This is a genomic window from Flavobacterium sp. T12S277, from assembly GCF_048514875.1.
In the GTDB taxonomy this organism is placed as follows: domain Bacteria; phylum Bacteroidota; class Bacteroidia; order Flavobacteriales; family Flavobacteriaceae; genus Flavobacterium.
The window spans coordinates 213,284-224,776 of record NZ_JBLYEG010000007.1; the positions used below are offsets into that span (position 1 = coordinate 213,284).

The window sequence follows — 11,493 nt, forward strand, 5'->3', positions numbered from 1 at the left end:
CGCGAATTAATGATATGAATAGCCGTTGGTTTCAACCAACGGTTTTTTTGTTTGATGGTGAGCTGGCTTTAGCCAAAAAAATAATGTAGTGCATCGCGCTGCAAATCAGGATAAATAATGCCCCGAAAAGACACAAGTAAATAGACAATCTGCAAGAAATAAAATTCTAAAACAAAACTTCTTTTGTAATAATATAAAATCCCATTACAAGAACAAACCATCCGAAAATAGGTTTTAGTTTTGCCCCGTCGATTTTTTTGGAAAGCCTACTTCCAATAAACATCCCAAAGAGTGCCATTGCAGAAACTCCCAGTAAAAAGGTATAATCGATTGGAGTTCCGATGTATAAATCTCCTCCAAAACCTATAGAAGAATTAATGGTAATAATCAGCAACGAAGTTCCTACGGCTTGTTTCATGGGTAAATTAGCGAAGAAGAGCAACGCGGGAATAATTAAAAATCCACCTCCGGCACCCAGAAAACCAGTTATGATCCCGACAATGAAGCCTATTAAACTCAACTGTAAATAATTGGTTTCGGTTGCTTTTATTTCGGGTTTGTTTTTTCGGATCATTGAAATTGCCGCTGTAATCATCAATACAGAGAAGATAATCATGATGAGAAAATCTTTGGAAACAGAATAGGAAGCTATAGAAAACAGGGTAGAGGCAATTTTTGGAAAAATGACCTCGCGAATAATCAAAATGGAGATTACAGAGGGAATTGCAAAGTACAACGCCGATTTTAATTTAAGATTCCCCATTTTGTAATGGCTGTAACTGCCGGACATAGCAGTTAATCCCACGATAAATAAGGAATAAGAAGTAGCCTGTTCCGGATTTACTTTGAACAGATAGACCAAAATAGGAATGGTTAGTATAGATCCGCCACCACCAATTAAGCCTAGTGAAATTCCAATAATGATTGAAGCGACATATCCTAAATATTCCATTGCAGTTGTTTTAACGCAAAGATGCTTGGTTTAAAAGAAACGCACAGTAACATTTATCACATAAGTAGTATTAAACACGAATTTCACTAATTGGCACTAATGTACTGTCATAATAAGGTAGTTTAAATGCTTTGAAGGTTTTCTACTTTGCAGGAACGGGTAATCAATGTCTATTATAGTAGTTGAACCAAAAAAAATCTTCGTGTTAATTAGTGAAATTCGTGTTGAGTAATTCAATCTGATTGCGATTGAGTTTGACCAGACCTCTTTGTTCCATTTTTTTGAGTAATCGGGAAACTACTTCTCTTGACGTATTTAATTCGGTTGCAATTTCCTGATGAGAGAGATTTACCTCCGAGCAGCCACAGGCATCAGCATGTCGTTTGAGGTAAAATTCCAAACGTTCGTCCATAGACCGGAAAGCGATATTGTCAACAACTTCAAGAACTTCTTCGAAGCGGCTGCGGTAGGTATCGATTACAAATTCGTACCAGGTTCTGTGTTCCATCATCCACTTATCCATCATTTGTAAAGGAATCATCATAACCGAAACATTTTCGACTACTTTTGCCATAATCTGGCTCTTTTCGCTTTTCGCGGTACAGATCATCGAAATGGCGCAGGCTTGTCCGGGTTGCAGGTAGTACATTAAAAATTCACCTCCATCTTCACCTTCACGGTAAATTTTAATTTTTCCTTTCGTAATCAATACGGTGTTTTTAATGTATTGTCCGGTACGCATTAAAATGGTTCCGGCCTCAAAATCCTGCTGACTTCCATTTTCTTCAATGGTTCTAATAAGTTCGTCGGAGAAATTAGGAAATATATTTTTTAGTGAGTTTTGCATTGATAATAGGAGGGAATTAATGCCCACGGATTTTATGATTTGAACAGGTTTACACAGATTTTATTTTTTGAAATCAAGGCTCAAAATATTTTAACACATAGAGACATAGTTTTTAAAACTTAAAAAAGGCATTTCACTTTACAGGAACACACATAGCTATGTGTAAATCCACGAATTTTCACAAATTAATTCGTGTTGATTCGTGCAATTCGCGGCGAACATTTTAATCCTTTTAAGCTGTGGCGAAAAAACATTCTTGAAGAACATTTTTACTAAATTAAAATTAAAACCTATAATTTATTACAAAGATAGGGGATTGCAATGGTATAAATTATCAGAAAATTATATTTAAGTGGTGTTTTGTGTAAATGAATAAATCCTATTTTCTATCGATTTTATAGGCTATATTTTTAAAAATAGTAAGTAAATTTGTTTTTCACTGATTATAGTACTTTCTCTAAAACGTTTTCTGAGAATAATAATCGAAATCGCATTTGGCACGTTTTTAATTAATAGAAACGTCGTAATTTTACAAAAACACATTTATTATGAATTTATCACAAGAAGATTGGGTTAATCAGCTGGCTGCTGACGAGAATGCAGTTATACTGGACGTAAGAACTGAAGACGAATTTAATGACGGCTACATTCAAAATGCCGTAAACATCGACATCAATAAAGGACAAGGCTTTATTTATGAAATCGAGGAGCTTGATAAAAACAAAAATTATTATGTGTATTGCCGTTCTGGTGCCAGAAGCGCCAAAGCATGTCAGATTATGAATGAGTTAGGGATTAACAATGCCTACAATTTGCTTGGTGGAATTCTGGATTGGGAAGGTGAAACCGTAAACCCATAAGACAGAAGAAGAGGCCTAAAAAGCCTCTTTTTTCTTTTTAAAATGCTATTAATAACCAAACTATAAAAGACCAAATTATGAGTTTAATACCCGAAGAATTTCAAATTAAAGATTTGATAAACCAGGATACCTATCTGGTAAATGGAGAATTAAAACCGTGGACAGGACAAACAACCCCCGTTTTTTCTACCATTTCATCTACAGAAAAATACGCGCCAACATTATTAGGGTCAATTCCATTCATGGAAGAGAAAGAAGCTGCCGAAGTGGTGGAAGCTGCCAATGCTGCTTATAATAAGGGTCAGGGGTTATGGCCAACGATGAAGGTAGTTGACCGAATTAAGTGCATGGAGAATTTCGTAAAACAGATGAAGGAAACCCGTGAAGAGGTGGTGAAACTTTTGATGTGGGAAATTGGAAAAAACCTTGGCGATTCGCAAAAAGAATTTGACAGAACTGTTGAATACATTCAGGATACCATTGACAGTTATAAGGAACTAAACGGACGCAGCTCACATTTTGAAAAAGTGCAGGGTGTAAATGCTATGATTCGTCGTGGACCTCTTGGAGTAGTTTTGTGCTTGGGGCCTTATAATTACCCTTTAAATGAGACCTTTTCACTGTTGATTCCCGCCTTAATTATGGGGAACACGGTGATTTTTAAACCTGCTAAACATGGTGTTTTGTGTATTTCACCTTTGTTGGAAGCGTTTAGAAGCAGTTTTCCAAAAGGAGTAATTAACATCGTTTACGGTCGTGGCCGTGAGGTGGCGTCACCGATAATGAAATCAGGTAAAATTGATGTTTTGGCTTTAATTGGAAACAGTAAGTCGGCTATCGCTTTACAGGACCAGCATCCCAATAAAAACAGATTGCGTTTGATTTTAGGTCTGGAAGCTAAAAACCCGGCGATTATTTTACCCGATGCCGATTTAGATCTGGCCATTCAGGAATGTATTGCAGGAACGTTATCGTTTAACGGGCAACGTTGTACTGCTTTAAAAGTACTATACGTACACGAATCTATAGCCGAAGAATTCAATAAACGTTTCGCTGAAAAAGTAGACGCTTTGGCATTTGGAAATCCTTGGGAAAAAGGAGTTGCTTTAACACCGCTTCCCGAAACAGAGAAACCAAAATATATTCAGGGATTAATTGACGATGCAACCCATAAAGGAGCAAAAATACTGAATGAAAAAGGAGGGAAACACACCGATAATTATATTTTTCCGGCTGTTTTGTATCTGGTAAACAAAGAAATGAGAGTGTATCACGAAGAACAATTTGGACCCGTAGTTCCAATCATTTCTTTTAAAGATATTAACGAACCACTTGAAGATATGGCCGAATCCAATTACGGACAGCAGGTGAGTCTTTTTGGAAAAGATATTAAAACTTTGGCACCGCTTATTGATGCCTTGGTAAATTTAGTGTGCCGAGTAAATCTAAACAGTTCGTGCCAAAGAGGCCCGGATGCCTTTCCGTTTACAGGCCGTAAAGATTCTGCTGTAGGAACTTTAAGTATTCCTGACGCTTTGCGTTCGTTCTCCATTCGTACGTTTGTAGCTTCAAAAGACATCGCTTATAATAATGAGATTTTGCAGGAATTGCTAAATAGCAAAGAATCAAATTTTATTAATACCGATTATATTTTGTAGTGATCAGAGTTATATATTAATTGTAGAAGCCGTCTTTTTCTTTTTGAATTGGGCGGTTTTTGTTTTTTTAAATCTTTGATTTTTTGAATACCTGCCGTTTTAAGTTTATTTTTAATAATTAATTTTAAAAGAAGTGTAACTTAAAGTAAAAAAAATCATCTAACCAGTATAATCAATCCAACCACCAAAATCTTAAAACAACTTTATGAAAAAAAAATCACCTCAATTGCTATTTATAGCCTTTTTGTTTTTAATGCAAAATAGTTTCGCACAGGAACTTTACATGCCAAGGAATGTTAAAGAGTCTTATACTAAGGGTGTTCGTTCTATGGATGGAAAACCTGGGAAAAATTATTGGCAAAATCATGGTAAATATGACATGGCTTTGACTGTAGATGCCAATACGAAAGTAGTTAGCGGAACTGAAACGATAGTGTATGAAAACAATAGTAATGATACACTGAGAACTTTGCGAATTAGATTTGTGAATAATATTCATAAAAAAACCTCGCCACGAGCGGTATTAAATAGTGAAGGTTTTTTTACAGAAGGTCTGACAATTACGAATTTGAAAATCGAAGGTGAAGTCTACAAAGAAGATGCTAAAAGCTGGGGGACAGTTGGGAATGTAAAAATGAAGAAACCTTTGCCGCCACATAGTAAAATTACGATTGCTATCGATTGGAATTATCCGTTATCAGAAGTGAGCGGGAGAGAAGGGCAGATCGATAACACTACTTTTTTTGTAGCGTATAGTTATCCTCGTGTTTCTGTTTTTGATGATTACAACAGATGGGACAATCTGCCACATACTTCTGGACAGGAGTTTTATAATGATTTTAATGATTATACATATTCTGTAAAGGCGCCTAAAAATTATGTGGTTTACGGAACGGGAGATTTATTGAATCCGGATGAAGTTTTACAGCCTGAATTTGCTGCACGTCTAAAAAAGTCATACGTGACAGATGAAATTTTACACATTGCCAATGAGCAGGAAATGAAAAGCGGTGTGGTAACAAAACAAAGTGACTGGAACGTTTGGAAGTTTGAAGCTAAAAACATTACAGATGTTTGTTTTGCTTTAAGTGATCATTATTTATGGGATGCAGGAAGTGTAATTGTAGATAAAAAAACAAAGCGACGTGCGAGCATACAAGCGGCTTATGATGTAAAAGGAACCGATTTTGAAAATTCTATTAAGTACAACCAATATGCTCTGGATTTCTTTTCACATAATTGGCCTGGAGTACCTTATCCGTATTCTAAAATGACGGCTTTTCAGGGTTTTGCCGATATGGAATACCCAATGATGTGTAATGATTCGCAAATGAACGATCCTATTTTTGCACAATTGGTGCAGGATCATGAAGTAGCGCATACTTATTTCCCTTTTTATATGGGAATCAACGAAACACGTTATGCGTTTATGGACGAAGGCTGGGCGACAACTTTTGAATATTTAATAGGAATCGCGGAGCACGGAAAAGAAGCGGCCGATAAGTTTTATAAAGAATTTCGAGTGGAACAATATATAAATGATCCCTCTACAGAAGAAGATCAACCTATCATTACGATGTCGTCGCAGTTATCAGATTCTGGTTATGGTAATAATTCATACGGAAAAGCTTCTTTGTCCTATTTGGCTTTAAAGGACTTGCTGGGTGATGATTTATTTAAAAAAGCATTACACGCTTATATGGACAATTGGAATGGCAAACATCCGGTTCCGTGGGATTACTTTAATTCGTTTAATACAGCTTCGGGTAAAAACCTGAATTGGTTTTTTAACAACTGGTTTTTCACGAATAATTACTTAGATCTTTCTGTTCAAAAAGTGGCTAAAAATGTTGTTTCGGTAGCTAATGTTGGTGGTTTTGCAATTCCGTTTGATGTGATCGTGACCTATGCAGATAATACCACAGAAACGGTTCATCAGACACCAGCTGTTTGGCAGGCAAATCAAAAACAGACTGCTGTTACCATAAAAGGCAATAAGCAAATCAAAAAAGTAGTGCTTGATGGCGGTATTTTTATGGATGCTACTCCTGCCGACAATACATGGTCATTAAAATAAAAAGAATACAACAGCAGTCGCCTTTTTTCAATTAAGAAGGCGACTGCTTTGTTTTGTAAAAGCAGCATAATAAATTTTGAATTTTTAGTAACGAATTGAAAAAAGTCAATAAGAAATGGATAGCTTACAAATTGTTTTTAGAAAAAAAATACTCTTCCTCAGTTTATTCACCTTGCTAACTAGTTTTGCATTTGCACAGCAAAAAAGTAAAATCGAAATAGGAACGATCGATAGTATTTCTTCTAAAGTATTGAACGAAAACAGAAAAATATGGATTCACCTTCCCAAAAGCGCGCTAAATGCGAGTCTTGCAAAACAAAAATATCCGGTCGTTTATTTACTTGATGCCGAAGGACACTTTAGTTCGGTTGTTGGAATAATTGAAGAAATGAGCGAAGTAAACGGAAATACAAATTGTCCGGAAATGATTGTAGTGGGTATCACGAATACCAATCGAAATCGCGATTTAACCCCTACACATTCGGAGGTTGATCCACCATTTGTGCCAAAAAGTCTAAGTGACCAATCTGGCGGAGGAGAAAAATTTGTCGAATTTCTGGAGAAAGAATTGATTCCGTATATCGATGGTAAATACCCTACGACCCCTTATAAAACCCTGATCGGACATTCTTTCGGAGGTTTGACAGCATTGAATATCCTGACCAATCATACTAATTTGTTCAATGCGTATCTCGCCATTGATCCAAGTATGTGGTGGGATCATCAGCAATTTTTAGCTCAAACTGAAAAAAAGTTAGAAAACAAAAAACTGGCAAATGTTTCCTTATTTATGGCATCTGCCAATACAATGGATGATAGTATGAATGTGGTAAAAGTTCGAAAAGATACCACGGTTTTTACCAGACATATCCGTTCTATTTTAGATTTTAATGATTTTCTGAACAAGAATAAAAAAAGCGGGCTGAATTATCAATACCAATATTACAATGATGATAATCACGGATCTGTGCCGTTGATTGCAACCTATGATGGTCTTCGTTTTTTATTTAAATTCAATCAGTTAAAACTTTCTATACCGGAGCAAATTAACTTTAATAAAGCTGTTTTTACTAAAATTGAAAAGCATTTCGAGAATGTATCAAAACACTTAGGGTACAAGGTAAGCGTTCCCGAGAACGTGGTAAATGCGTATGGCTATCAGTCTTTGGGTAAAAAAGATATGGAGCTGGCAGGTTATCTGTTCCGGTTAAATGTGACCAATTATCCTCAAAGTCCAAATGTGTATGATTCGCTTGGAGATTTTTATGAAGCAAATGGCGATAAGAAAAATGCCATTGTCAGTTATGAAAAGGCGCTGATATTGGATAAAAACTTTTCGGAAGCAAGAGGAAAACTCGAAAAACTAAAATAACTCGATTTAACAATAACTTAAAATGTCAGGAGAAAAAGATTTGCAAAAATTGCTTAAAAGCATGAAACCGGAACATAATGCAGGGGATTATGTTTTTTGTAAAGTCGAAAAATTAGAAGGTATTGATCTGAATGATGTTGTGATGTTTTTTAAAGAGAAAGAAGCCATCACGCTGATTTTGAAAAAAGAAACAGCAGCCGCATTAAAGCTGGAGTATTCCGTTGTAATGTCCTGGATAACACTTACTATACATTCGTCATTAGAAGCAGTTGGCTTAACGGCTGCCTTTTCGAAAGCACTTTCAGAGCATCAAATAAGCTGTAATGTTGTGGCTGCATTTTACCACGATCATATTTTTGTGGCTCAAAAAGACACAGAGAAGGCAATGGAGATCTTAAATTTATTTTCGGTCTAAATTAAGCTAAATCACTGGAGAATAGCAATAAACACAGGGGAATTAAAAATTTAACTTTTTTCAGATTTAATTTAGGTAGGTTTTTTATTACATTTGAATTAAAAAAAAGTTAAAAATCAAGCGGAAGTTTAATATTAAAAAACTACGTTTGCAAAAAAATGAAAACCCTGAATTATTAATGAAAAAGAAACTATTTTTTATTGTTTTATTAATCACATGTAAAAATTTTGCTCAAAACAACGCTAAAATCGCATTTCAGAAGAGCAGATATGAACTGGCTTTAGACTACTACGAAAAGGCAGATTATAAGAAAGCGATTGATTTATTTTACGTTGCTTCCAAAATTAAACCTGACAATACAATAGGTCAGGAATCGATTAAAAAAGTTGATACTTTACGAACAGTTTTGAGAGAAAACCTTTTAAAGCTGGCTGTAGGGACTTGGAAAATGATTGGAGATAAGCCAGTTTGGGCCGCCAATCAAACTACAACGACTTCACAAAAAGAGGTTGATGAGTTAATTGAAATCAAAGACGGTGAAATCTTTTCTTATGAGAAAAATAAGAAAACGCAGGAGAAAAAACTCATTAAGTCTGAGAAATTAGTGTATTACAACAAAGAGAACACAGATGCCTTGTTTTCAGATATTATTTTATCCGACGGAACCGTTTGGAATTGTACGATAAATGAAAAAGGAGATGAGCTGCATGTCATCAATGTGGGCAAAGTGACTGATGGAGTTATCGAAAAAATAACCAGCGACAATACGGAGCGGTTTTATATTAAAGTAGAATAGTAAAAAAGGGAATCAATTTTGATTCCCTTTTTTTATTTACGAAACTCGTTTGTACTTACGATAATACTCCTGCAAAAATGAATTTTTCTACAATTCGATTGATTTGTTGTAGGATTTTGATAATGAATGTTTTGGGATTGTTCGGGGAAGAATGAAATACAATTGTAAAATCGTGTAATTTTGATGCAATCCAAAAGAAGTTAAACAATGAAAATCAAAGCAATTAAAGCTTCTCAGACCTGGCAGATCAGACATGAAGTAATGTGGCCCGATCAGCCCCTTGAGTTTGTACAGTTAGAAGAAGATGTTTTAGGGCTGCATTTTGGTGTTTTTATAGCCGAAAAATTAGTGGCAATAGTTTCCTGTTTTGTGAATAATAACGAACTACAGTTCAGAAAATTGGCAACTCTGGAAGAATATCAGGGAAAAGGCATCGGATCTGAACTTGTAAAATACATTTTGCAGTTGGCAAAAGAGAAAAATTTGAAAAAAGTCTGGTGTAATGCACGAAGCAGTAAAAAAACTTTTTACGAGAAATTTGGATTGATAGATACCCATCAGACTTTTAGAAAAGCAGGACAGGAATTTACCATAATGGAAGTTTTGCTCTAGGAAACAAAATGAATTTTACGGAATAAAACATACAGGGTCAGATATTTGCGATTTTGATGTTTTTTTATTGATTTTAAGAACCTTATTAATTCGATTCTGATACGGATTTAATTTTTTATGATTTTTTAGCAAAAAACGATATTTTTTTATCAGAATTAGTGTGTAATAAAATCATGAAAACGTTTTCGTCTTTTTTAAATGTTAAAGCTTATAAAAAAATCTTTTTTTCTTTCGATACTTTCCTTACTTTCGCACCCAAATGAGAAAGTTAGTAGTATTTTTAGTATTCATGAATTTGCTTCTGTTAGGCGGAGGGCAATATCTTAATGCGGGTACTCCTAAAGACACTCATCCTCATAATCTTGAGAAAAAGCACCGAGTAAAATTCACCAATCAGGAACAAGGCAGTTCAATTATTGAAGATGCTGATATTGATACTGAAGAAGAATATCTTGGAAGTGATGATCTTAAAGATGGACTTACGAATAAGTTTTTTGCAACAAACTACAGTTTACTTGACAGTTGGTACCTTTCCTTTGCAAGTCAGACTGGTGTAAATGATTACAATCGTTTTAAAATCTTCCTGCCATTTTGTGGCAACTCAAATCCTATCTACATTACTCAACGAGTTTTAAGGATTTGATTCAACAGTATACATCGGTTACCTAAGTTGTGATCTGAATATTCTGTTGATGTATTTTTTTCTACCTCATCTTATATGAAAGTTAAGTTCTGACTAAGGCTGGCTGATGCATTTTTTCATCCAAGGGAATCTCTGTATTCCAAGCACTCAATCGCTTAATTTCCAATAAAATCATGAAAAGAATTATCTTGTTCACTGGCTTAATTGCCCTAGTGTGCCTTACTAGCTGTACAGCTAAAAAAGAAGAGAAAGAAGAAGTAGAAAAATTTACGGCTACCAATGCAGTAAGAATAGACACTTCGTTTACGAAACAGTACGTTTCACAAATTAAATCCGTACGAAACATTGAAATTCGTGCTCAGGAAAAAGGTTTTTTACAAAACATCTATGTCGATGAAGGACAATTTGTAAAAAAAGGGCAGCTGTTGTTTAAAATTATGCCAAACATGTATCAGGCAGAATTATTGAAAGCACAGGCTGAACAAAAATCAGTAGAAATCGAACTGCAAAATGCCAAATTACTGGCAGACAAAAATATCGTTTCTAAAAACGAACTAAGTGTAGCACAGGCAAAATTGCAATCTGCAAGAGCCGAAGTGGCATTGGCAAAACTTCATTTGTCATTTACAGAAATCAGAGCTCCGTTTGACGGAACTATCGACCGTATCCCTTTAAAATTAGGAAGTCTTATCGATGAAGGCGAATTGATGACAAGTCTTTCAGACAACAGTCAGATGTTTGCTTACTTCAATGTTTCAGAACCTGAATACCTGCAATATGAAACCAATGTAAAAGACCGTGCTGATAATAAAGTAAGTCTGGTTTTGGCTAATGGTGAAACTTTTAAGGAAAAAGGAAATGTAGAAGTTATTGAAAGTGAATTTAACAATGAAACCGGAAACATCGCTTTCAGAGCACGTTTTCCTAATTCCGGGAAATTGCTTAGAAATGGAGAAACCGGACAGGTTCAAATGCTTGTACCACTTAAAAATGCGATCGTGATTCCACAAAAAGCGACGTATGAAATTCAGGATAAAAAATACGTTTTTGTGATCGATAAAAACAATAAAGTAAACTCAAGAGAAATCACCATAACAGGCGAAATTCCTGACTTGTACGTGATCAGAACCGGACTTACCGAAAATGACAGAATTTTACTTGAAGGCGTTCAGAAAGTAAAAGAAAACGACAAAATCAAATATGAATTCCAATCTCCTAAAGCGGTAATGAACAATTTACGCTTAAAAGCAGAATAGGTTTA

11 protein-coding genes are annotated in these 11,493 nt (G+C 35.2%); 9 read left to right on the forward strand and 2 right to left on the reverse strand.

The genetic code is table 11. The annotated features are described in order from the left end of the window. Positions 1 to 166: 166 nt before the first annotated feature. Positions 167 to 952, reverse strand: coding sequence for a sulfite exporter TauE/SafE family protein (locus ACN1CN_RS12785; RefSeq protein ID WP_291286793.1), 786 nt, complete (start codon positions 950 to 952; stop codon positions 167 to 169). A 205-nt stretch (positions 953 to 1,157) separates the two neighbouring features. After that, positions 1,158 to 1,799: a Crp/Fnr family transcriptional regulator gene (locus ACN1CN_RS12790; protein WP_419135939.1), complete on the reverse strand. Its 642-nt coding sequence runs from the start codon at positions 1,797 to 1,799 to the stop codon at positions 1,158 to 1,160. A gap of 548 nt (positions 1,800 to 2,347) precedes the next feature. Between ACN1CN_RS12790 and ACN1CN_RS12795 the strand changes: the two genes are divergently transcribed. The 9 genes from ACN1CN_RS12795 (at position 2,348) to ACN1CN_RS12835 (ending at position 11,488) form a co-directional block, all read left to right on the forward strand. After that, positions 2,348 to 2,659, forward strand: coding sequence for a rhodanese-like domain-containing protein (locus tag ACN1CN_RS12795; protein ID WP_173966399.1), 312 nt, complete (start codon positions 2,348 to 2,350; stop codon positions 2,657 to 2,659). Positions 2,660 to 2,736: 77 nt separating this feature from the next. After that, a complete protein-coding gene (locus ACN1CN_RS12800) occupies positions 2,737 to 4,317 on the forward strand; it encodes an NADP-dependent glyceraldehyde-3-phosphate dehydrogenase (protein ID WP_419135940.1) in 1,581 nt (526 codons plus the stop codon). Between the two features lie 205 nt (positions 4,318 to 4,522). Then, on the forward strand, positions 4,523 to 6,394 hold the full coding sequence (locus ACN1CN_RS12805) for a M1 family metallopeptidase (RefSeq protein WP_419135941.1): 1,872 nt from the start codon (positions 4,523 to 4,525) through the stop codon (positions 6,392 to 6,394). 115 nt (positions 6,395 to 6,509) lie between these two features. Next, on the forward strand, positions 6,510 to 7,766 hold the full coding sequence (locus ACN1CN_RS12810; RefSeq protein WP_419135942.1) for an alpha/beta hydrolase-fold protein: 1,257 nt from the start codon (positions 6,510 to 6,512) through the stop codon (positions 7,764 to 7,766). 22 nt (positions 7,767 to 7,788) lie between these two features. After that, positions 7,789 to 8,181: an ACT domain-containing protein gene (locus ACN1CN_RS12815; RefSeq protein WP_419135943.1), complete on the forward strand. Its 393-nt coding sequence runs from the start codon at positions 7,789 to 7,791 to the stop codon at positions 8,179 to 8,181. Positions 8,182 to 8,359: 178 nt separating this feature from the next. Then, positions 8,360 to 8,977 carry a hypothetical protein gene (locus tag ACN1CN_RS12820; RefSeq protein WP_264524886.1) on the forward strand — a complete coding sequence of 206 codons (618 nt, stop codon included), beginning with the start codon at positions 8,360 to 8,362 and terminating at the stop codon, positions 8,975 to 8,977. A 207-nt stretch (positions 8,978 to 9,184) separates the two neighbouring features. After that, entirely contained in the window at positions 9,185 to 9,589 is a 405-nt protein-coding gene (locus tag ACN1CN_RS12825) for a GNAT family N-acetyltransferase (RefSeq protein WP_419135944.1), read from the forward strand. A gap of 259 nt (positions 9,590 to 9,848) precedes the next feature. Next, positions 9,849 to 10,232 (forward strand): hypothetical protein, encoded by a 384-nt coding sequence (locus ACN1CN_RS12830; RefSeq protein WP_264524884.1) that lies wholly within the window; start codon positions 9,849 to 9,851, stop codon positions 10,230 to 10,232. Positions 10,233 to 10,405: 173 nt separating this feature from the next. After that, positions 10,406 to 11,488 carry an efflux RND transporter periplasmic adaptor subunit gene (locus ACN1CN_RS12835; protein WP_264524883.1) on the forward strand — a complete coding sequence of 361 codons (1,083 nt, stop codon included), beginning with the start codon at positions 10,406 to 10,408 and terminating at the stop codon, positions 11,486 to 11,488. Positions 11,489 to 11,493: the final 5 nt, after the last annotated feature.

Coding starts and splice junctions, on each gene's coding strand:
- ACN1CN_RS12785 (WP_291286793.1), bottom strand. CDS start 952: ATGGAATATTTAGGATATGTCGCTTCAATCATTATTGGAATTTCACTA.
- ACN1CN_RS12790 (WP_419135939.1), bottom strand. CDS start 1,799: ATGCAAAACTCACTAAAAAATATATTTCCTAATTTCTCCGACGAACTT.
- ACN1CN_RS12795 (WP_173966399.1), top strand. CDS start 2,348: ATGAATTTATCACAAGAAGATTGGGTTAATCAGCTGGCTGCTGACGAG.
- ACN1CN_RS12800 (WP_419135940.1), top strand. CDS start 2,737: ATGAGTTTAATACCCGAAGAATTTCAAATTAAAGATTTGATAAACCAG.
- ACN1CN_RS12805 (WP_419135941.1), top strand. CDS start 4,523: ATGAAAAAAAAATCACCTCAATTGCTATTTATAGCCTTTTTGTTTTTA.
- ACN1CN_RS12810 (WP_419135942.1), top strand. CDS start 6,510: ATGGATAGCTTACAAATTGTTTTTAGAAAAAAAATACTCTTCCTCAGT.
- ACN1CN_RS12815 (WP_419135943.1), top strand. CDS start 7,789: ATGTCAGGAGAAAAAGATTTGCAAAAATTGCTTAAAAGCATGAAACCG.
- ACN1CN_RS12820 (WP_264524886.1), top strand. CDS start 8,360: ATGAAAAAGAAACTATTTTTTATTGTTTTATTAATCACATGTAAAAAT.
- ACN1CN_RS12825 (WP_419135944.1), top strand. CDS start 9,185: ATGAAAATCAAAGCAATTAAAGCTTCTCAGACCTGGCAGATCAGACAT.
- ACN1CN_RS12830 (WP_264524884.1), top strand. CDS start 9,849: ATGAGAAAGTTAGTAGTATTTTTAGTATTCATGAATTTGCTTCTGTTA.
- ACN1CN_RS12835 (WP_264524883.1), top strand. CDS start 10,406: ATGAAAAGAATTATCTTGTTCACTGGCTTAATTGCCCTAGTGTGCCTT.